This is a genomic window from Nocardia arthritidis NBRC 100137 (genome assembly GCF_001612765.1).
Taxonomy (GTDB): Bacteria; Actinomycetota; Actinomycetes; order Mycobacteriales; family Mycobacteriaceae; genus Nocardia; species Nocardia arthritidis.
Genome location: NZ_BDBB01000026.1, coordinates 47,703 through 67,693 on the forward strand (window position 1 = coordinate 47,703; position 19,991 = coordinate 67,693).

Annotated in this window: 21 protein-coding genes; 11 read left to right on the forward strand and 10 right to left on the reverse strand. The window is 68.5% G+C overall.

Translation table 11 applies throughout. The features are described 5' to 3' along the window. Nucleotides 1-177: 177 nt before the first annotated feature. The gene (locus NA8_RS19775) at nucleotides 178-954 is read right to left on the reverse strand and encodes a hypothetical protein (protein WP_157106795.1); all 777 of its coding nucleotides are present in this window, start codon (nucleotides 952-954) and stop codon (nucleotides 178-180) included. 529 nt (nucleotides 955-1,483) lie between these two features. Between NA8_RS19775 and NA8_RS19780 the strand changes: the two genes are divergently transcribed. Next, nucleotides 1,484-1,822, forward strand: coding sequence for an STAS domain-containing protein (locus NA8_RS19780; RefSeq protein WP_063051913.1), 339 nt, complete (start codon nucleotides 1,484-1,486; stop codon nucleotides 1,820-1,822). A gap of 49 nt (nucleotides 1,823-1,871) precedes the next feature. Here NA8_RS19780 and NA8_RS19785 read toward each other — a convergent pair whose 3' ends face one another. Continuing rightward, nucleotides 1,872-2,909, reverse strand: a complete 1,038-nt coding sequence (locus tag NA8_RS19785; protein WP_063051854.1) for an LLM class F420-dependent oxidoreductase — start codon at nucleotides 2,907-2,909, stop codon at nucleotides 1,872-1,874. Nucleotides 2,910-3,055: 146 nt separating this feature from the next. Here NA8_RS19785 and NA8_RS19790 point away from each other — a divergent pair, with 146 nt between their 5' ends. Next, nucleotides 3,056-3,715 carry a cyclodeaminase/cyclohydrolase family protein gene (locus NA8_RS19790; RefSeq protein ID WP_084466930.1) on the forward strand — a complete coding sequence of 220 codons (660 nt, stop codon included), beginning with the start codon at nucleotides 3,056-3,058 and terminating at the stop codon, nucleotides 3,713-3,715. A gap of 35 nt (nucleotides 3,716-3,750) precedes the next feature. On the opposite strand, the gene NA8_RS19795 is transcribed toward NA8_RS19790, so the two are convergent. Beyond that, nucleotides 3,751-4,653 carry an NADP-dependent oxidoreductase gene (locus NA8_RS19795; RefSeq protein WP_063051855.1) on the reverse strand — a complete coding sequence of 301 codons (903 nt, stop codon included), beginning with the start codon at nucleotides 4,651-4,653 and terminating at the stop codon, nucleotides 3,751-3,753. A gap of 66 nt (nucleotides 4,654-4,719) precedes the next feature. Between NA8_RS19795 and NA8_RS19800 the strand changes: the two genes are divergently transcribed. The 4 genes from NA8_RS19800 to NA8_RS19815 all read left to right on the forward strand — a co-directional run bounded on the left by NA8_RS19800 (nucleotide 4,720) and on the right by NA8_RS19815 (nucleotide 7,701). Continuing rightward, entirely contained in the window at nucleotides 4,720-5,148 is a 429-nt protein-coding gene (locus NA8_RS19800; protein ID WP_063051856.1) for a winged helix-turn-helix transcriptional regulator, read from the forward strand. 196 nt (nucleotides 5,149-5,344) lie between these two features. After that, nucleotides 5,345-6,094 carry a L,D-transpeptidase gene (locus tag NA8_RS19805; protein ID WP_063051857.1) on the forward strand — a complete coding sequence of 250 codons (750 nt, stop codon included), beginning with the start codon at nucleotides 5,345-5,347 and terminating at the stop codon, nucleotides 6,092-6,094. Nucleotides 6,095-6,148: 54 nt separating this feature from the next. After that, a complete protein-coding gene (locus NA8_RS19810) occupies nucleotides 6,149-6,796 on the forward strand; it encodes a nucleotidyltransferase domain-containing protein (protein ID WP_063051858.1) in 648 nt (215 codons plus the stop codon). 161 nt (nucleotides 6,797-6,957) lie between these two features. Continuing rightward, on the forward strand, nucleotides 6,958-7,701 hold the full coding sequence (locus tag NA8_RS19815; RefSeq protein WP_157106796.1) for a DUF8176 domain-containing protein: 744 nt from the start codon (nucleotides 6,958-6,960) through the stop codon (nucleotides 7,699-7,701). 9 nt (nucleotides 7,702-7,710) lie between these two features. On the opposite strand, the gene NA8_RS19820 is transcribed toward NA8_RS19815, so the two are convergent. Continuing rightward, nucleotides 7,711-8,574, reverse strand: a complete 864-nt coding sequence (locus NA8_RS19820) for a bifunctional 5,10-methylenetetrahydrofolate dehydrogenase/5,10-methenyltetrahydrofolate cyclohydrolase (RefSeq protein ID WP_063051860.1) — start codon at nucleotides 8,572-8,574, stop codon at nucleotides 7,711-7,713. A 482-nt stretch (nucleotides 8,575-9,056) separates the two neighbouring features. On the opposite strand from NA8_RS19820, the gene NA8_RS19825 reads away from it, so the two are divergent. Both NA8_RS19825 and NA8_RS19830 read left to right on the forward strand, forming a co-directional pair. Next, on the forward strand, nucleotides 9,057-9,926 hold the full coding sequence (locus tag NA8_RS19825; protein WP_084466931.1) for a YdcF family protein: 870 nt from the start codon (nucleotides 9,057-9,059) through the stop codon (nucleotides 9,924-9,926). 92 nt (nucleotides 9,927-10,018) lie between these two features. Beyond that, nucleotides 10,019-10,822 carry a putative protein N(5)-glutamine methyltransferase gene (locus NA8_RS19830; protein WP_063051862.1) on the forward strand — a complete coding sequence of 268 codons (804 nt, stop codon included), beginning with the start codon at nucleotides 10,019-10,021 and terminating at the stop codon, nucleotides 10,820-10,822. A gap of 163 nt (nucleotides 10,823-10,985) precedes the next feature. Here NA8_RS19830 and NA8_RS19835 read toward each other — a convergent pair whose 3' ends face one another. Next, nucleotides 10,986-11,816 carry an SDR family NAD(P)-dependent oxidoreductase gene (locus NA8_RS19835; protein WP_063051863.1) on the reverse strand — a complete coding sequence of 277 codons (831 nt, stop codon included), beginning with the start codon at nucleotides 11,814-11,816 and terminating at the stop codon, nucleotides 10,986-10,988. Nucleotides 11,817-11,849: 33 nt separating this feature from the next. Beyond that, nucleotides 11,850-13,421 (reverse strand): succinic semialdehyde dehydrogenase, encoded by a 1,572-nt coding sequence (locus tag NA8_RS19840; RefSeq protein WP_063051864.1) that lies wholly within the window; start codon nucleotides 13,419-13,421, stop codon nucleotides 11,850-11,852. 150 nt (nucleotides 13,422-13,571) lie between these two features. On the opposite strand from NA8_RS19840, the gene NA8_RS19845 reads away from it, so the two are divergent. Then, the gene (locus NA8_RS19845) at nucleotides 13,572-14,255 is read left to right on the forward strand and encodes a TetR/AcrR family transcriptional regulator (protein ID WP_063051865.1); all 684 of its coding nucleotides are present in this window, start codon (nucleotides 13,572-13,574) and stop codon (nucleotides 14,253-14,255) included. Between the two features lie 15 nt (nucleotides 14,256-14,270). On the opposite strand, the gene NA8_RS19850 is transcribed toward NA8_RS19845, so the two are convergent. Genes NA8_RS19850 through NA8_RS19865 form a run of 4 tightly spaced genes read right to left on the reverse strand, consistent with a single transcriptional unit; the run spans nucleotide 14,271 to nucleotide 17,686 of the window. Next, nucleotides 14,271-15,194, reverse strand: a complete 924-nt coding sequence (locus tag NA8_RS19850) for a short-chain dehydrogenase/reductase (RefSeq protein ID WP_245663915.1) — start codon at nucleotides 15,192-15,194, stop codon at nucleotides 14,271-14,273. Then, on the reverse strand, nucleotides 15,191-15,706 hold the full coding sequence (locus NA8_RS33870) for a hypothetical protein (RefSeq protein ID WP_174550109.1): 516 nt from the start codon (nucleotides 15,704-15,706) through the stop codon (nucleotides 15,191-15,193). The genes NA8_RS19850 and NA8_RS33870 overlap by 4 nt, the downstream gene beginning before the upstream one ends. 37 nt (nucleotides 15,707-15,743) lie before the next feature. Further along, nucleotides 15,744-16,814, reverse strand: coding sequence for a PDR/VanB family oxidoreductase (locus NA8_RS19860; protein ID WP_063051867.1), 1,071 nt, complete (start codon nucleotides 16,812-16,814; stop codon nucleotides 15,744-15,746). Beyond that, entirely contained in the window at nucleotides 16,811-17,686 is an 876-nt protein-coding gene (locus NA8_RS19865) for a metal-dependent hydrolase (RefSeq protein ID WP_063051868.1), read from the reverse strand. Before NA8_RS19865 ends, NA8_RS19860 begins: the two co-directional genes overlap by 4 nt. A gap of 103 nt (nucleotides 17,687-17,789) precedes the next feature. On the opposite strand from NA8_RS19865, the gene NA8_RS19870 reads away from it, so the two are divergent. Together NA8_RS19870 and NA8_RS19875 are read left to right on the forward strand one after the other, a co-directional pair. Continuing rightward, nucleotides 17,790-18,452: a TetR/AcrR family transcriptional regulator gene (locus tag NA8_RS19870; RefSeq protein WP_063051869.1), complete on the forward strand. Its 663-nt coding sequence runs from the start codon at nucleotides 17,790-17,792 to the stop codon at nucleotides 18,450-18,452. A gap of 480 nt (nucleotides 18,453-18,932) precedes the next feature. Then, the gene (locus NA8_RS19875) at nucleotides 18,933-19,985 is read left to right on the forward strand and encodes a 3-oxoacyl-ACP synthase III family protein (RefSeq protein ID WP_245663916.1); all 1,053 of its coding nucleotides are present in this window, start codon (nucleotides 18,933-18,935) and stop codon (nucleotides 19,983-19,985) included. Nucleotides 19,986-19,991: the final 6 nt, after the last annotated feature.

The window sequence follows — 19,991 nt, forward strand, 5'->3', positions numbered from 1 at the left end:
ACCTGGGACGACTGGAAAGCGGTCGCAGGCTGGCTCGATCCGAGCGGAAGTAACCGTCCCGGGCAGATCGGATCGGAATAACGTCGCCGAGGCCCGCCGCGAATCGACTCGGATACGGCGGCGCTTGCCGAGATTCCCTCGGCAAGCGCCGTTTCTCGTCCGTTTCACAGCGTCGCGTCAAGGAGTTCTGATCGACCTTTCCTCTCGCGATTCACGAGACCGCGTTTCGAGTGCGCCTGCCCTCGTTCCCCGAATGCTACGCAGCCCCGGACTCGCGCCCGACGCCCGCAGGGCCCGTGCCACGATTATCGGCCCTGGCCTGCGAAATGCCACGCTCCGGGTACCGACCACGGCGGGATTGAAGACTTCGTGCACCAGCACGCTCTGCTGCGTCGAGAATATTATCTCGTACACGCGTGCAGCCGCGGCGGCGGGAAAAAGACCGAATGGCCCGCATGTCACGCCGGTGAGGAAGATCCGCCGCCGTTCGAAGGCGCCGAGACGGCGGATATGGATGCCGAATGGAATACCGTCCGGCGGGATCAAGGTCGCTTCGTCCGCGGCCCGATACGTGATCAGGTTTTCACTGATGATATTGCCCGCGGCATCCCGCAACCTCGTGTGCCGTACTCTGAGCGGACCGCCGACCGAGTCGCGGAAAACCTCCTGGAATATCCCGAGATCCCTTGTTTCGATGGTGCGCGAGGGCAATACATCGGCCACGATATTCGATCCGGCGATCTGCTGGAGCAGAAGCGTCGTGGAGCCATCGCCATACAGCAGCATTCGCGTGACCAATGGCAGATGGATTTGCGGTGCGAGCTCAGGGTATACGCCCGATTCGGCGGTGGGCGGGTACGCTGCCGTTCCTGCTCGATGTCCGAGAACAGAAGCGGTGGAGAACGGGGAGAAGTGGCTTCCCAGCCATGCTGCGGTTCGAGTCATGCTGACCATCGGCGAGTCTTTCTCAACGGTGCGAAGTAGTCGCAAGGTTAAGAGCTCTAGGTAGATTCGCCACATCGGTAGCCGCCCGGCGACCCACTCCGCAGGTCACTCCCTCCGCATACGTAGGACCGTCGGCACGAACTCGCGCCGGACCGATTCGGGCTCCACGGATCTTCCTGCATCGACGATGCCGGGCGCACGCGGCCACCCCTTGGTTACCGATGTGGCAACTACCCCTATGCGCCGAAGCTTCTCGTCACCCGTCCACGGCTGCCGCCGACGACGGTGTACACCGATACGGCAACAGTCGCCCTTCCCGACTGCGCCGCGGGTTCTCGCGCCCATCGACGAACTCGTACGCATCACCGAGGCGGCGATATCGGCCGCCGCGACGACCAGGCCGCAGCCGGACCAGGCCGGTCGGCGAACGAGGTAGGGTTAGCTCCATGAACACTCAAAGGTTGCGAATCTGCCGCGATTTGTGTGTTGTGATGTTGTGACCAACACTTCCGGAGACGCGTATCCCCTCGCGGACACGATGACCACCACGGTCGCGGCGCACGACGGCGCGACGGTGCTGACGGTGGCCGGCGAGGTCGATCTGGCGACAGCCCCCGCGCTGGAGAACGCGATCGATGCCATTCTCAGCGGCAAGCCCGCGGCCCTGATCATCGACCTCACCTCGGTCAGCTTCCTCGCCTCGGCGGGCATGGCGACGCTCGTGGCAGCCCACCAGCGCGCGGGCTCGACTACCTCGATCGCGGTCGTCGCGGAGGGCCCGGCGACCAGCAGGCAGCTGAAGATGACCAGCCTGGATCAGGTGTTCGCGCTGCATTCGACGCTGGACGCCGCGCTGGCGGCGCTCCGCCGGAGATGACCCCCGCTGCTGCCGCCGTCGCACCCGGCGACGGCGGCAGCGCCTTGTCTCAGACCAGTTCGCGCAACTGTTCGATCAGCTTGACGCGCTCGGCGGCGGTGCCCGCCATCGGCACCACGTTGAGGACCGTGACGCCGGCCTCCCTGAACGCCGCGACCCGCTCCTTGACGTAGCCGGCCGGACCGACCAGGGAGATGTCCCGGACCAGCTGGTCCGGCACCGCCTTGGTCGCGGCCTCCTTCTCCCCCGCCAGGTACAGCTCCTGGATGCGGTCGGCTTCGGCGCCGTAACCGTACTTCGTGGCCAAGGTGTGGTAGAAGTTCTTGCCCTTGGCTCCCATGCCGCCGATGTAGAGCGCCAGATGCGGCTTCACGAACTCCAGCAGCGGTTCGACGTTGTCCCCGATGGCCAGCGCCGGGCCTGCGTAGACGTCCAGGTCACCGAGGAGCGGATCGCGCTTGGCGAGACCGGCGGTGAGCGAGTCCGCCCACACCTCCTTCGCCTTCTCCGGCAGGAAGAAGATCGGCTGCCACCCCTCGGCGATCTCGGCGGCCAGTTCCACGTTCTTCGGGCCGAGCGCGGCCAGCAGCACCGGAATGCGCTCGCGCACCGGGTGGTTGATCAGCTTGAGCGGCTTACCGAGGCCGGTGCCCCGGTCGGCGGGCAGCGGGATCTGGTAGTACTTGCCCTGGTATTCCAGGCGCTCGCGCCGCCAGACCTTCCGGCAGATCTCCACCAGTTCGCGGGTGCGGCCGATCGGCGCGTCGTAGGGCACGCCGTGGAAGCCCTCGATCACCTGCGGGCCCGACGCGCCCAGCCCGAGCACGTAGCGTCCGTCGGAGACGAAGTCCAGGCCCGCCGCGGTCATGGCGGTCAGGCTCGGTGTGCGCGTGTAGAGCTGCAGGATGCCGGAGGCCAGCTGCAGGGTGGTGGTCTTGGCGGCCAGGTAACCGAGCGCGCTCACCGCGTCGAACGAGTACGCCTCGGGCACGAACACGATGTCCAGGCCCGCCCGCTCGAGGTCGGCGACTTCGGCCGCCGCCTCTTTGAAGCCCCCCGAGTAGTTGATGCTCAATCCGATCCGCATAGCACTCAACATAACGGCGGGTACGTCCCGGCCGCGCACCGGCCGGGTGCCAGCCCGGCCGGTGTGGTCACGCCCGAGGCGGCGACGCCACGGGGTAGCGTCTACTCGTAGTCCTTCCTCGCCGTAGAACGAAAGGCAATACGCACGTGTCGCAGCCCAGCTCGTCGTCCACGGAAACTGCGCCGTCCTCCGGCGAGGTCACCCTCGCGCAGTACCTGGGCGATCTGGCCGCCAAGATTCCCGCTCCGGGCGGCGGCGCGGTCGCGGCGTTGCACGCCGCGCAGGGTGCCGCGCTCGTCGCGATGGTCGCGCGCTACACCACTCGCGCCAAGGACGCCGAGAACCGGCCGGTGATCGACCGGATCATCGAGGCCGCCGACGCGGCGCGCGAGCGCGCGCTAGCGCTGGCCGCCGCCGACGCCGACGCGTTCACCGCCGTCGGCGCCGCCTACAAGCTGCCCAAGGACACCCCGGAGGATCTCGCCGCCCGCACCGCGGCGATCAATGCCGCGCTGATCGAAGCCGCCCGCGTGCCCGCCGAGGTCGTCGACGAGGCCGACGAGGTGCTGTCGCTGGCCGCGGAGCTGTTCCCGATCGGGAATCCGAACGTCGTCACCGATATCGGCGCGGCCGCCGACGCCTGCCGCGCCGCCGCGACCACCTCGCAGCTCAACATCGAGATCAACGTGGCATCGCTGCCCGCCGCCGACGGTGACCGGTTCGCCGCGGTCCTGGTGCGGATCGAGGAGCTGACCGCGCGGGCGGACGCCCTGCACGCCGACGTCGTACACGCTGTCCGCCGATAGCCGCGCGATCGCTCCGGTCGCGCAAGCGCCGACCGTCAGGCGGGCGGATCCCAGGCGACCAGCACGACCTTGCCGCGCACCCGCCCCGATTCGCTGAGTTCGTGCGCCTTCGCGGCGTCCGCGAGGGGCAGCACGTGGTCGATCGTCGCGCGCAGACGACCGCGCTCGACCATGGTGGTGATCTCACGCAGTGACACCGTGGACGGTTCGACATAGAACCGCTCGTAACGCGGGTCGGCTTCCGCGTCCGAACCCTGGGTGTCGATCAACCGGCCGTCGGGACGCAGCACCGGGAGAGATCGGGACCCGTACGCGCCGCCGACCAGATCGAGCACGATGTCGACGTCGCGCACCGCGGCGCCGAAATCGACCGCGGTGTAGTCGATCACCTCGTCGGCGCCGAGACCGCGCAGGTACTCATGGTTGACCGCACGCGCGGTGCCGATCACGTGCGCGCCGCGATGTCGGGCGATCTGCACCGCCAGATGTCCGACGCCTCCCGCGGCCGCTTGCACCAGCACGCGCTGCCCGGCACCGAGCGCGGCCAGGGCCTGCCAGGCGGTCAGCGCCGCCGTCGGCAGCGCCGCCGCCTGTGCCAGGTCGATGTTCCTCGGCGCCGGGGCCAGCGTGTGCGCTTGCGCCACAACGTATTCCGCGTTCGCTCCGCCGAACACCATCCCGTACACGGGAGCGCCGATCGCGAACCGGTCCACCCCGGCACCGAGTTCCTCGACGACACCCGCCACATCGAGTCCCAGCGTCAGCGGTGGCTCGCCGAGCGTCCCGATCAGTCCAGCGCGCACCTTCCAATCGGCTGCGTTGACGCTGGTCGCGGCAACCCGCACCAGCACCTCCCCCGGGCCGGGCCGCGGCCGATCCACCTCGACCACCTCGAGGACTTCCGGGCCACCGAATGCGTACTGCGTGATTGCGAGCATGTACCGATTCTGTGGCTACCTGGTACCTTTCGGGAAGAAGGCACTTTCTTGATACCGAGGTTCCCGATGGATACCGCCTGTAACCGGCCGGATACCGGCAGCCTGGTCGAGAGCTACCTGCATCACTGCCCCGCGCGGGAGGTGCTGGCCGTTCTCGCCGACAAGTGGGTGATGCTGGTGCTGAGCGTTCTGCGCTCCCATGCCGGGCCGATCCGCTTCAACGAATTGCGCCGGCGCCTCGACGGCATCACTCAGAAGATGCTCACCCGAACCCTGCGCAACTTGGAGCGGGAGGGCCTCATCCGCCGGGCGGTCTACCCCACGGTGCCGCCCCGGGTGGATTATTCGCTCACCGAACTCGGTGCGAGCATCGGTGCGATCAGTCATGCCATGGGCGTCTGGGCCGTCGAACATCAGGATCGAATCCTGGCCGCGCGAGCGGAATTCGACGCGCGAGCCGCAGCCGAACCGCAACCGCTGGGGCTCACACACTGACCGGATCGTCGGACTCCGCGCCTGCGGCATCCGAGCGACTCGCTGCCGTTTCGAACGGGCGGGGTGGGGTACGCGATCATTGGTGGGCTTGCCCCGATCACAACCGGACCATGGACCGGTTCTATCCATGGCCGAGTTGATCATGGGGGCCTAAAATGTTCCTTGCCTACCACACCAGCTCGAAGGGGTGGACGCCATGAGGAGCGCCATTCGGTACCTGTTCCTCGCGACCGTGATCGTGGCACTGGCCGCGTTCGGGTCGGGTGCGGCGGCTGCGACGATGATCGTGCGGCCGACGCCTCCGGTGGCAGCGATCGGACCCTCGAACGGCCAGGTGGTGGGCGTGGCTCATCCCGTGACCATTCGGTTCGCCGCACCAGTCACGGATCGCGCGAAGACGGAACAATCCATCGACATCACAACGACCCGGCCGTTGCCGGGCACCTTCGCGTGGACCGACGACCGCGAAGCGGTGTGGACGCCGAGCGAGTTCCTGCCCGCCGACGCCACCGTCCTCGTCTCGGTCGGTGGCACGCGCACGGAATTCCGCACCAACGCAGGCGTTTTCGGCGAGGCGAACATGTCGGCGCATACCTTCACGGTCACCGTCGGCGGCACCGTCGTCCGCACGATGCCGGCCTCGATGGGCAAGCCGGGGTACGAAACACCGGTCGGCACCTGGCCGGTGCTGGAGAAGTTCCGTTCCGTCGTGTTCGACTCCCGCACCATCGGCATCCCGCTGAGTTCGCCGGAGGGCTACGTCATCAACGGCGAGTTCGCCGAAAGACTCACATGGGGCGGCGTTTTCATCCACTCTGCTCCGTGGTCGGTGGATCAGCAGGGTTATGCGAACGTCAGCCACGGCTGCATCAACCTCTCCCGCGACGACGCCGAATGGGTGTATCACACGATCGGCGTCGGCGATCCGGTCGTCACGCACTGGTGAGCGGCGCCCTCCTCCGGGTAGCGTCTAGCCATATACCCGAGGGGAGGGCCATCGTTGCGCGAGTTTCCGATCCCACCGCCGCGTGACGCGCAGGAGGCCGATTTCCAAGACCTCTGGGGTTCATGGGCTTTCGTCACGCCGCGCGATGTGGGCGAGATCCTCGGCGACATCGACGCCCCGTGGTGGATCGCGGGCGGGTGGGCGATCGACGCATGGACCGGAACGCGACGCGAGCACAGTGATGTCGACGCGTCGATGTTCCGTGCGGATCTGCCCGCTCTGCGCACCGCGGCACGAGGCCGCTTGCACATCTGGTCTGCGGGCCCGGACGGCATTCGCCCCGTCGACGACCGCTTCCCCGCCTTGCCCGACAGCGCCGACCAGGTCTGGCTGCGGGCGAACGCACGGTCTCCGTGGCTGATCGACCTCCTGCTGAATCCCGGACAGCGGGGCGCCTGGGTCAACCGGCGCGATCGGGCCATGGTCGCGCCCCTCGACGAGGTGACCTGGATCGCGGACGACGGCATCCGCTACCTGAATCCCGAGTTCGTGCTGATCTTCAAAGTGAAACAGGCCCGGACGAAAGACCGCGTCGATCTCGAACGGACCTGGCCGGAGTTGAGCGCCGCCCAACGCACCGTGGTGCGGACCTACGTATCCGACCACTATCCCGAACACGAATGGCTGGCTCTGCTGAATTGACACCCGCCCACCGGCCACCTCAAGGCCCTTTGGGAGACCCGCCGGCATCCTCCGGTTGGCGGACGGCTCAATTGTGAACGCGGCAGGGCGTTCCCGCGTCGGGGCGATGCGGCTAATCTGACGGGGACCTGATGAAGGGCGGGGCGATGGATCGACCGGAGATGAGCGCGCGACCCGGCTACGACCGGGGAAATCCGTACGGCACGGGGGTTCCGGGGCAGGCGCCGGTCGGCGAGGAGTACCGCGGCGAGTGGGCGGCATGGGTGGATCGGCCGCAGGACGAGGCGCTGCCCGCCGAACCCGTGCACACGCAGGCGCCCGGTCCGGACGAGTACGAAGATCAATTCGCGGGACTGATCGACCGCTCTCCCGCGCCGCGAAAGACGCGACGGTGGGCGGTACCTCTGCTCGGCACGCTCGGCGTCGCCGCGCTCTGCTTCGCGGCCTTCCTGCAGTTCGGAACCGGCGGCTCCGACCGGCAGACCGCGGCGCCGGCCCCGTCCGCGCAGGCCACCACTCCGGCGGCGCCGGTCGCGCAGTGCCCCGCCGAGCGGGTTGGCAACCGGATTCAGGGCAATGGCGTGGGCGGCTTCGATTCCGGTCCCGCGGTGATCTTCGCCTTCCAGCACGCCTATTACGTGGACCGGTCCGGCGAGCAGGTCCGCGCCACCACCACCGCGGACGCCGCGGTACAGACCGCCGACGCCATCCAGCGCGGCATCGACAGCATCCCCGCCGGCACCACCCACTGCGTGGCGATCACTCCCGGCGCGTTCGCGGGCCAGTACACCGTGGTGGTCACCGAACACCGCCCCGGGCAGCAACCGGTCACCTACAACCCGCAGGTCGTCACCACCACCAAGGACGGCAGCCGCACGCTCATCAGCGCCATCGCCCGGGGGTGAGGCGGCTTCTCACGCAGAGCCGCTAGGTCGGTCGGACTCGGCGGCGGTGACGACGTGGCGCATCAGCAGGGCCGTGGTGACCGGGCCCACGCCGCCGGGGACGGGGCTGAGGCCGGCGGCCTTGCCGCGCACCGACTCGGCGTCGACATCGCCGACGATCTTGCCGTCGGGAGCCTCATTGGTGCCGACATCGATGACCACCGCACCCTCCCGGACGTGCTCGCCGGAGATCAGGCCGATGCGGCCCGCCGCGGCGACGACGACGTCGGCGGTGGCGGTGACGGCGGCGAGGTCGGCGGTGCGCGAATGACACACCGTGACGGTCGCGTCTTTCGCCAGCAGCAGCTGGGCCAGCGGCTTACCGACGACGTTCGAGCGGCCGACGACCGCGACGTGCCTGCCGGCCAGCGGGATCTCGTGGTGTTCGAGCAGTTCCACGACGGCCTCGGAGGTGGCGGGGACGAAACCGTCCAGCCCGGCCGCGAGCAGGCCGAGCGACAGCGGGCTGACGCCGTCGACGTCCTTGGACGCGACGATCGCGGAACTGACGTCGTCGAGCGTGACACCCGCCGGAAGGGGCGTCTGCAGCATGATCGCGTCGGTCGCCGGGTCCGCACCGCGCGCGGTGAGCTCGGCGCGGATCTCCGCAGCGCTCGCCTCGGAACCGAGGTCGACTGTGTCGCAGGCTATTCCGAGTCGCTCGGCCGCCTTGCGGAGCGAGTTCACATACCAGGCGCTCGCCGGGTCGTCGTTCGCCACCACCAGGGCGAGGCGCGGGGCGGCGCCGCTGTCGGCGAGCGCGGCGGCGCGGGCCTTGGTGTCGGCGTTGATGGCGGCGGCGAGTTCCTTGCCGGACAGCGAAACGGTATCCACGTTGACACAGCCTAACGGGCGCGGCCGGACACGTTCCTCCCCCGCCTGCGTCCAGTCGTGCAAACTCTGGGCAATCACACGGCGAAGCTGATTCGATCAGGCCCTGCCGACCACGGGGAGCCCGGACGGCGCACGCAGCCGGACGGCAGTCGCCGAACACGGCCCGCCGGGAGCGCGCGGCGGCACCGCCGCACCGCCGACGAGGACAGTGGACCGCCGCGCCGATAATTCCCTGGTGAGCGACGGCGATTCAAGCAGTTCCCGACGCCTTCGGAGCCGAAGAGGCCGCCGCGATCCTGCCCCGAAAACGGGCCAACGCCCGGTTTCACCCCCGGCATGCGCATCGGGCGCGACATCGCGGGAGCCCGTTCGCAAATTGCCGGCTGGACGATGGTTTCGCCCGTATGGTATTTCCTGTTTGCCCCAGCTAACTGCTAGCACGTGCCAACCCGTTCCACAGCGGAAAGGTGACGACTGTAGTGATGATCTCGAGGCAGTGGAAACTTCTCGTCGCGGCGTCGTTCGCCGCGTTCTCGCTCACCGGTCTGGCCGGTGTGCCGGCGCACGCCGCACCGGAAACCGACGCCCTGTACAACTCCGCCCAGCGCCACTTCACCAACGGCGACGACGCCGCGGGGCGCGCCGACCTGCGAAATCTGATCGGCGCCGACCCCGCGGACGCCGAAGCGCTCGCCCTGCAGGCGATCTGGTCCGACTACGCCGGTGACCTGCCCGCGCTCGTGGACGCCATGGCACGGCTGCACGTGGTCGATCCGGGCTTGGCACAGGGCACCGACAACGTACTCGGCGCCGTGCGCGCCGCGGTGGGCACGCTGCCGAACCCGCTGCCCGCGCTGGCGGGGCCGCAGACCGGCATCGTCGTACTCGGCTACGGCCTGCTCCCGGATGGCGCGCTGCGTCCCGAACTGGTGAACCGGCTCACCGCGGCATGGTTGCAGTCCATCGCCGCGCCGCTGTCACCGATCGTCGTCACCGGCGGGAATCCGCAGAACGGCATCACCGAGGCCGAGGCCATGCGCGACTGGCTGCTCGCCCACGGCGTAGCGCCTGCTCGCATCCACGTGGAGAGCCGCGCGGGCTCGACCGTGCAGAACGCCCTGTTCAGCACGAGGCTGCTGCGGGAGGTCGGTGCGACCAGCGCGATCGTGGTCACCTCGCCGAACCACATCCGCCGTGCCGTCGCCGATTTCGTCGTCGCGGGCACCCGGGTCGTCGGCGCGACGACCTCGCTCGAACAACTGGTCTCGCAGCTGCCGCCGCCCGGCAAGCCGGGCCAGCGCGGCATCTATCTCGACGCCACCCGCACCTTCCAGCTCAGCACGGCACGCTGATTCCCGGGCGATCGGGACTCGCCCCGGGCGCGGTCCCGATCGCGGAGAAAATACGTTGGCGGCATCCCGCGTAAGCGCGGCAGGATGGCCCGGTGACGTCAGCCGGAAATTCCGATGTGGTCGCCCGGCTCCGGGCGGCCGGCTGCGTGTTCGCCGAAGACGAGGCGCGACTGCTCACGGCCGCCGCCGCGGAGACCGGCGTGGCGCTGGAATCGCTCGTCGCCCGGCGCGTCGCCGGTAGCCCGCTGGAGCATCTGCTCGGCTGGGCGGAGTTCCACGGGCTGCGGGTGGCGGTGTCTCCCGGCGTCTTCGTGCCCCGGCAGCGCACCGCGTTCCTCGTCGACCGCGCGGTCGAGCTGATCCACGCCCGGACGGGTCATCCGGTGGTGGTCGATCTGTGCTGCGGGTCGGGCGCGCTCGGCCTCGCGGCGGCTCGGACCGCCGCCGACGAAGGTCGTCCGGTCACGCTGGCGGCCGCCGACATCGATCCGGTCGCGGTCGCGTGCGCGCGCCGGAATCTCACCCCGCTCGGCGCGCCGGTCTACGAAGGGGATCTCTTCGGGCCCTTGCCCGAGGAATTGCGCGGTTGTATCGACATCCTGCTCTGCAACACCCCGTACGTCCCCTCGGACATGATCGCGCGGATGCCGCCGGAGGCCCGCGACCACGAACCACGAACCGCCCTCGACGGCGGCCCGGACGGCTTGGACGTCTTGCGCCGGGTCGCGGCCGAGGCCGCCGATTGGCTGGCGCCGGGCGGGCATCTGCTCGTGGAGTCCAGCGAGGACCAAGCGCCGATCGCACTCGCCGTCCTGACGGAGAACGGTCTCGCGGTCCAGGTCGCGGCATCCGAAGAGCACTACGCGACCGTGGTCATCGGCACCCGTCCACGCTGAGGACCGCGGCGGCCCGTCGAGGAAGCGCCGTACATCATTCGAGCGATGCGGCCCGGGAGTTCACCGCGTGCGTGGAACACCACCGCTGGGTGGCCATGACCGACATGCCCCATTGTGGAGGAGCCGCAGTGTTTTCCAGATGCCGGGGCGAACGCGCTGCGCGCTACTTCTCGCGGCCGGTGAACTCGTCCATGGAGTGGTAGACGCCGACCGTGTCGAGGAACAGGTCACGCAGCTTGATCGGCAGCAGACCGGAGATCGCCTTGTTCAGGCGCGAGGTCCACGGCAGCACGATCAGCGGGGCGCCGTTCTTCATCTCCCGCCACGAGGTCTCGACCACCTTGTCCTGGTCGAGGATCGGGGTGAACAGGAATCCCTTGGCGCCCTCGAACATTCCGGTGTTGATGTAGGTCGGGCAGACCGTGGTGATCTTCACGTGGTCGTGGCCGGCCTGCTCCAGTTCGATGCGCACCGAGTCCGACCAGCCCAGAGCCGCCCACTTGGAGGCGGCGTATACGCTCATACGCGGGTTGGACACCAGACCCGCCGAGGAGGCGATGGTCAGCACCCGCGCCTCGGTGGTGCCGGCGACCATGGCGGGCAGGAACTCGAGCGTGACGTACATCGGGGCGAGCGAATTGATCGCCATGGTCTTGTCGATGTCGGCGCGGTTCCGCGTTTCCCAGAAGTAGCTGTTGCCGCGCACGATGCCCGCGTTGTTGACCAGGATGTCGATGCCGCCGACCTGCTCGCGCACGCCGGACGCCGCGTCGGTGATCGCCTCGGGCGAGGCCACGTCCACCACGAAGTGATGAACGGCGCTGCCGCGGCCGGTCAGCTCGGCGGCGGTGTCCTTCAGAGCGGCCTCGTTGATGTCCCACAGCACCACCGCCGCGGCGCCTTCGCGCACCGCCCGCTCGGCGAACAGCTTGCCCAGGCCCATCGCGGCCCCCGTGACCAGGACCCTCTTGCCCGCCACCGTTTCCAGTTTCATCCGTACCGCTTCCTGATCCGTGAGTCGTGCGAGTTACTTCTGCCGAAGCGCTTTCATGACGCCGAAGTACAGCGTCATCGTCTTGGCCCAGAGCGCTTCGGACATGCCGGGCAGCGGAGCGATCGGCACCACCCGCTGCACCGCGATGGTCTGGGTGTCGATGTACTTGAGCAGGCCCTCGGGACCGTGCCTGCGTCCGGTGCCGGAGATGCCGAGCCCGCCGGACGGCGCGTCGGCGCTGCCCCAGGCGGCGATGAAGCCCTCGTTGACGTTCACCGAGCCCGCCTCGATCCGCGCCGCCACCGCGCGACCGCGGGCGGTGTCCTTGGTCCAGACACTCGCGTTGAGGCCGTAGGCGGTGTCGTTGGCCTGTTCGACGGCTTCCTCGTCACTGCTCACGCGGTAGATCGAGACCACGGGGCCGAAGGTCTCCTCGCGGTGAACCGTCATGCCCGGTCGCACGCCGGCCAGGACGGTGGGCTCGTAGAAATATGGTCCGAGGTCCGGACGCGCGCGACCGCCCGCCAGCACCGTGGCGCCCTTGGCCACCGCGTCGTCGACATGCGCGACGACTGTGTCGAGTTGACGCTGGAAGGTCAGCGATCCCATATCGCTGTGGTAGTCCAGACTGCCGCCGAGCCGGATGGCCTCGACGTGCCCGACGAATTCGGTGACGAAGCGGTCGTAGACGCTGTCGTGCACGTAGATGCGTTCCATCGACTCGCACAGCTGTCCCGCAGAGGCGAAGCAGGCCCGGATGGCGATCTTGGCGGCGCGTGAGACGTCCGCGTCGGCGAGCACCAACAGCGGGTTCTTGCCGCCGAGTTCGAGCGAGTAGCCGATCAGGCGCTCGCCCGCCTGCCGGGCGATGGTCCGTCCGGTCGCGCTGGAGCCGGTGTAGTCGACGTAGTCGGCGCGGGCGATCACCTCGCCGCCGATCACCGATCCGCGGCCGAGCACCGCCTGCCAGAGTCCGCGCGGCAATCCGGCGCGTACGGCGGCATCGATGGCCCACAGCGCGGTGAGCGCGGTCTGGTTGTCCGGACGCGCCACCACCGCGTTGCCCGCGACGAGGGCGGGCAACGCGTCGGAGGCGGCCAGGGCCAGCGGGTAGTTCCACGGCGAGATGACGGCGACCACGCCCTTGGGCCGATGCCGCACGTCGACCTGGGTGAGCACGGGAAGCACCCCGCGCGGTTTGCGCGTGGCCAGCAGCCGGGCGGCCACCGAGGCGTAGTACCTGGCGTTCACGGCCACGTCGCCGACCTCGTCGAAGGCGTGGGCCCGCGCCTTGCCGGTCTCGGTCTGCACGATGTCGAGGATGGCGTCCTGCTCGGCCAGCACGATGTCGTGGAACCGGCGCAGCACCGCGATCCGTTCCCGCACCGGACGCCGCGCCCACTGGCGCTGGGCTTCGCGGGCGGTGACGAACGCGGTCTCGATGTCGTCGGCGGAGGACTGCGGCAGATCGACGATCTTCGCGCCGGTCGCGGGTGCGAACACTTCGACGGCGGGCGCGCCCCCGGCGACGGCGTGCGCGAGCAACGGCTGCACCAGTGCGGGGGACAGCGCGTCGGCGGTGGCCGGTTGGGAGGCGGTCGTCATGGTCGGCCCTCTCGAGGACGGTGGACCGCGCCGCGGACGCGCCCCATTAAAATGAACAGTGGTGTTAGATTAATATCTATGTCACACCTCGTGTCAAGCTGTTCGTCGTGGCGCACAGGGATCCCGGGGGCCGCGTTGTGAGGCGGCACTATGCGGGCTGAGCCGACGGCCGCGCGGCGCGGCAGGCCGCGGCAGACTCAGGAGCAGGCCGAGGAGGTCCGGGCCCGGATCGTGCTCGCGACGGCGGAAGTGTTCACCCGCACCGGTTCCCGTGGGCTGAGCGTCGCGCAGATCATCGAGCAGGCGGGACTGGCCAGGCCGACCTTCTACCGCTACTTCGGCAACGCGAACGAACCGCTGCTCGCGGTGCTCGACAGCTCCAACGAGGGGTTGGTCGGCGGCATCCGCGCGGCGCTGACCGGCACCGACGAGCCGGTCGAGCTGGGCATCCGGCTGATCGACGCCTACCTGGACTGGGCGCGCGGGCACGGCCCCATGCTGCGGCCACTGTTCGCCGAGCTGCACGATCCGGGCTCGCCGGTGTCGGCGTACCGCGAGCGCGCGCTCGACGACATCCGCGATCTGGTGCGCGAGACGTTCGCCGAGCTGGGCCGGCCGGTGCCGAGCCCGCTCGACCTGGACGCGGCGCTGCACCTGTGCGAGTACGTGGTCTACCGGATCTCCGCGGGCGCCGCGCCCGGCGCCGAACCGGACGCGGACACCGTCGCGGCGGCGCGCCTGACGATGATCCGCGTGCTGCTCACGACGCTCGGTACGCGCGTCGATGTGGAGTACGCGCTGACGCTGCCTGCGATCTTTCCCGCCGCGCCGTAGTCCGGCCCGCGCGCGTCAGCGCGGGACCGGGGCGACGGGACGGTTGTCGTCGGCGACGCGCTGTTCGACCCGGTGGATCAGGTCGTGCACGCGCGGGTCCCGCGCCAGCCTGCTGTCCAGCACCACATTGATCACGCCGCGGAACAACGCGTAGGGCTCCCACTGCGGCGGCGCGATGGTGCGCGCCGCGCGCCGGGCGATACCGTCGGCGATGGATTCCGCCGCGTCGCGCACGGTGATGCGCAGGTTGAGCGGCCACGGCAGCAATGCGCCCAGATCGGCGCCCAGATCGTCCGCGTCCAGCGTGCCGTGCGTCATCGCGGTGTCGACGATGCCGAAGTACGCCACGCCCGCCGTCGCGCCGACCGCGGCGAGCTCGACCCGCAGCGCCCGCCCGAACTGCTCGACCGCGGCTTTGCTCACCATGTAGGGCGAACCGGCCATGCCTGGCGCGAACGCCGCGGCGGAGGAGACCACGACGACGTGCCCTTTCGCGGCGACGATGTCCTCCAGCGCGGGATGCACGGTGTTGAACACTCCGGTCACATTGATGCCGATGACCCGATCGAAATCGCCGGGGTTCATCGTCCGGATCGTGGCGGGCTCGGGCACCACCCCCGCATTGGCCACCACCACATCGATCCGGCCGAAACGCTCGCGCACCCGGGAGATGGCTTCGCGCATTCCGATTCGATCGGAGACGTCCGCGCGCACGGCCAGCGCACGCTCACCCATCGAGCGCCCGACGGCAGCGGCGGCGGCCTGGTCGATGTCGATCAGCGCCACCGAAGCACCCGAGGCGTAGAGCTTTTCGGCGAGCGCGCGGCCGATTCCGGTGCCCGCACCGGTGATCACCACCACCCGATCGCGCACATCGAGCCGGTGCTCGGCAGGTGGGGACAGCAACTGACGCAGCAGGTCGACGACCACGATGCTCACCCGGCCTGCAACTGGTAGGACTCCGGATCGAAACGGCTTGTGCGCCACCGGTATTCGAAACTCCAGTTCGGGTACAGACCGGCGTTGCCGCCCTCGGCGCTCTGGTAGTAGCTGCGGCAACCGCCGGTCAGCCAGGCGGTGTCGCGACTGCGCTCGGTCACCTCGTCGAGGAAGGCTCGCTGCACCTCCTCGCGCACATCGATCCGCTGGATGTTCCGCGCACGCATGGTGGTCACGGCATCGACGATATAGCGCACGTGCGCCTCGATCATATAGATCGCGGACTGATTGCCCGCCACCCCGAACGGCCCCAGCGTGCAGAAGAAGTTCGGGACCCGCCATGGCCGCACCGAGATAGCTGCTCGGACGCTCGCGGTATCGGTCCCCGATGGAGCGACCGCCGAGCCCGTGGATCCGATCGAAAACCACGGGGGGAACGCCGAATCCGGGGCGATCCCGGCTATCCCGGCCCCGATCACCGCGATCGGCACGTGTTCCGGATGCGCAGCCATGTCTTCCTTCCGCACGCGGGCGCGTGGCCCGCCGACCTCACAGATCCAGTTCGAGTTCGCCGCCCCGCGCCCGGGAGACGCAGGTCAGCATCGTCTCCGCGCGCTCGGATTCGAGCAGCGACCGGTCCCGGTGGTCCACCGCGCCCGCGAGCACCCGCGTCTTGCAGGTGCCGCAGAATCCCTGCTGACAGGAGTAGGCCACACCGGGCAGCACACGGCGGATCGCGCTGAGCGCCGACTCGTCGGCAGCGACCTCCACGTCCAACCCGCTGCGATGCAACCTGATCCGGAACGGCTCGCCGTCGCGCACGGGCGGCGGCGAGAAGCGCTCGGTGTGCAGCGAAGCCGTCGGATCGTGCAGTGCGAGGACCGCACGCGCGGCCTCGGCCAACGGCGGCGGCCCGCACACGTATACCGCGGCGCCGGCCGGCGTCTGCTCGAAGATCATCCGCGCGTCGGGCGCGCCGTACTCGTCGTCCGGCCGCACCACCACGTCGCCGCCGGTGTAGCGGGCCAGGTCATACAGGAACGGCATGCGCGAGCGGGACCTGCCCAGGTACATCAACCGCCAGGGCACCGCCGCGCATTCGGCCGCGGCGACCATGGGCAGGATCGGCGTGATCCCGATGCCGCCCGCGACGAACAGATAACACGGCGCCTCGACGAGTGGGAACGCGTTGCGCGGACCGCGCACGCACAGCCGGTCACCGACCCGCAGATCCCGGTGGATCTCCGCGGAACCGCCCTCGCCGTCGGCGATGTGGCGCACCGCGATGCGGTAGAACCCGCGGTCGGCGGGGTCGTTGGTGAGCGAATACTGCCGCTGCCGGCCGGACGGCAAGAAGACGTCCAGATGCGCGCCCGGCGTCCACGCGGGCAGTGGACCGCCCTCGGGGTGGCGCAGCCACAAGCTCACCACCCCGTCGGCCTCGTGCCCGATCCGGTCGACGACCACTTCGAATTCGTAGCCGGTGCGGCGGACCGGATCAGGGCGCGAAAGCAATTGCGCGGCGTCGCTTTCGACGAACAGGCGCTTGTAGGCGTCGGCCGCCGAGCCGATAAGCCGCAGCGCGGCCCCGGGCTGGAACCGCTCACCCACGGCGGTCATGCGCTGGCCGCCCGTGCCGCGGGCGACTGCGCGAGGTAACGCAGCGCGTGGTCCATCGGGCCGAGTTGCGACGGGTGGAAGCCCGGCCGCAAGTAGCGTGGAATCTCCGTGATGAACGTCGTGAAGCTGGGCACCACGCCGCGCAGCGACGCGCCGGCCAACTGGAGCGGCCAGAATCGTCCCTTGTGCTGCGACGGATCCTTGTGGAACAGGTAGCCCCCGGAGACGACGAACAGGACGAGCAATCCCGCGCTCGCGATGAGCGCCTGCCGCGCCTTGCGCGCGTATCCGCCGTCGACGTGCATGTACGCGTCGTAGACGACGCTGCGGTGCTCGACCTCCTCGGCGCCGTGCCAGCGGATCAGATCCAGCATCGCCGGGTGCATGCCCTTGGCTTCGAGGGTGTCGTTGGTGAGCAGCCACTCCCCGATGACCGCGGTGTAGTGCTCCATGCCCGCGAACAACGCCAGCCGCTCGCACAACCACTCCCGTTTGGCCCGGCCGGTCAATCCGTGGTCTCCGAGGATGCGGTCGACCAGCCAGCTCACGTTTTCGACCATCGGGCCGACGTCCAGGCCGAGCCGCTCCAATTGCTCGCGCGCCTTCTCGTGTGAACTGGCATGCATGGATTCCTGGCCGATGAAGCCGCGGACTTCCTCGCGTAACCGCTCGTCGTCGATCAGGGGTAACGCCTCGGCCAGCGCCTGCGCCATCGCGCGCTCACCCTCGGGGAGCACCAGGTGCATCACGTTGATGATGTGGGTGGCCATCGCCTCGCCAGGGATGTAATGCATCGGCACCGTGGCGAAGTCGAATTCCACCGCCCGCGCGTTGATGGCGCGTGTCTGGTCGGCGTATACGGCAGAACCCATCTCGCACCCCTCGTCATCGATCGGTGTCTTCGCAATGTATTGGTGACATCAGGTGCTGTCAACATCACATGATGTCAATTCGGTCCTATGAGAGGATGACGCTATGGACCAAGCCGACGGGTCGATTCCGGGCATGCGCCGCTGGCGCGGGCAATCGCCCGCCGATCGCGTCGCCGCGCGCCGGGAACAGCTGGTCGAGGCGTGCACGGAGCTGATGGCGACCGTGGGCGCGGCCGAGACGTCGATGCGCGGCGTGTGCAGGCAGGCCGGACTCACCGAGCGCTACTTCTACGAGAGCTTCCCGAACCTGGACGCATTGTTGACGACCGTGCTGGACACCGTCGTCCTCGGCGCGCGCGATCGGTTGCTCGACGAGCTGCCCAACGCGCCCATCGAACGCGACGCGATGTTCCGCCACATGGTCGGCGTCTTCACCGACTATCTGCTGGCCGACCGCCGCCGCGGGCGGATCATGTTCGTCGAATCGCAGGCCACCCCCGTGCTCATGCCGCGCGCCAACGAACTCATCGGCTTGTTCACCGCGCCGATCGCGTTGACCATCAGCGCGGGCGACTACAGCCAGCCGGTGCCCGACGAGCACGACTACGCGCTCAACGCCAGCGCCATCTTCGGCGCACTCGCCTACCTCTACCGGCCTTGGCTCGACGGCGAAATCCCCGTCTCCCGTGAACGTTTCGACGCGCACGCCGCCGACGTCATCGAGCGGATCGCCACCGCGCGCTCCGCATTGAGCACCGAAGCCTGATCCCGGCTCGCGCCGGTCCGCGAGTTGCACGAATCCCCTTCTGCCGCAACTCGTTAGGCGCGGAGCCGAATCGGGCGACATGCGAGCCGCACCGAACGCGCGACGCACAGTGAAGTCACTCACATCCAGCGAGAGAGACTTCGTGCCGACGACTCACGAACCGCCATCATCCGGCATTAGCCGATCGATAGCCATTCCGAAAGCGGCGCCGTCGCGAGCGTCGCGCGACGCGCACAGTGTCGAACGCGAAATGCGGTGACAAACCGAATCAGCAGGTCGGATGGCAATACCGGGAAACCATAGCCAGTCGGTCACCGGTTGGTGATACCTCACGAAACATGTACTTGTGGTCGTGATTTCCGTCTCAGACGGTGGCGCGAAATGGCTGTGGCGATTCGTTGTTACTGTCGGGTAGTGTTCATCGCACCGACGATCAGAGTCGATCCGGAACCGTTTATCTCCACGATTTCAGGAGCGCTCGTGTCTCCCCATTCTCGCTTCGAATCCATCGGTGCCTATCTGCCTTCCAGGGTCGTCACCACCGCGGAATTGCTTTCCGGGCTCAAAGAACCGCCTTCGTTCGATCTGGAGAAAATCACCGGCGTTCGCGAACGCCGGGTACGCGACACCAGGCCGGAAAGTCACGAGGACTCGTTCACGCTGGCCGTCAAGGCGGTAGAGGACTGTTTGTCCAGGTCAAAGTACGCTCCGGAGGAGATCGACGTAGTCATCTCCGCCTCGATCACCCGCAGCAAGCACGCGACCCGGGTATACATGGAGCCGTCCTTCGCGGGTTCGATAAGTCGCCTTATCGGAGCCAAGAACGCCCTTACGTTCGACATCACGAATGCCTGCGCCGGAATGCTCACCGGCACCTACATCCTGGACCGCATGATTCGGTCCGGCGCTGTTGGAAACGGCCTGGTGGTCAGCGGCGAAGCCATTACTCCGATCGCCGAGACCGCGGTCGCGGAGATTTCCCAGAAATACGATCCGCAATTCGCATCGCTGTCCGTCGGCGATTCCGGCTGTGCGATCGTGCTGGACCAGGCGGTCGACGAAAACGACATGATCCACTACATCGAGATGATGACCGCTGCGGAATACGCGCAGCTGTGTCTGGGCATGCCGAGCGGCAAGACGCAGGGCATCGCGATGTACACCGACAACCGCCGGATGCACAACGAGGACCGCTTCCTGCTCGGTACCAATACCCAGCGGAAATTCCTCGAGGCGCAGGGCAAGACCTTCGCCGACGAGAAGTTCGACTATGTGATCCACCACCAGTTCGGCGCGGCGGCCATCCCGTGGATGAACGCGATCGCCGAGCGCGAGTTCGGCAGCCCGATGCCGCCGGATCTGCGGGTCATCGAGAAGTACGGAAACACTTCCACCACTTCACATTTCATCGTGCTGCACGATCAGCTCGGCGAGCAGAACATCCCCGCGGGATCGAAGTTGCTGCTGGTGCCCGCGGCCTCCGGCATCGTCACCGGGTTCCTGTCCACCACCATCTCGTCGCTGAAGGTCTGAGGTAGG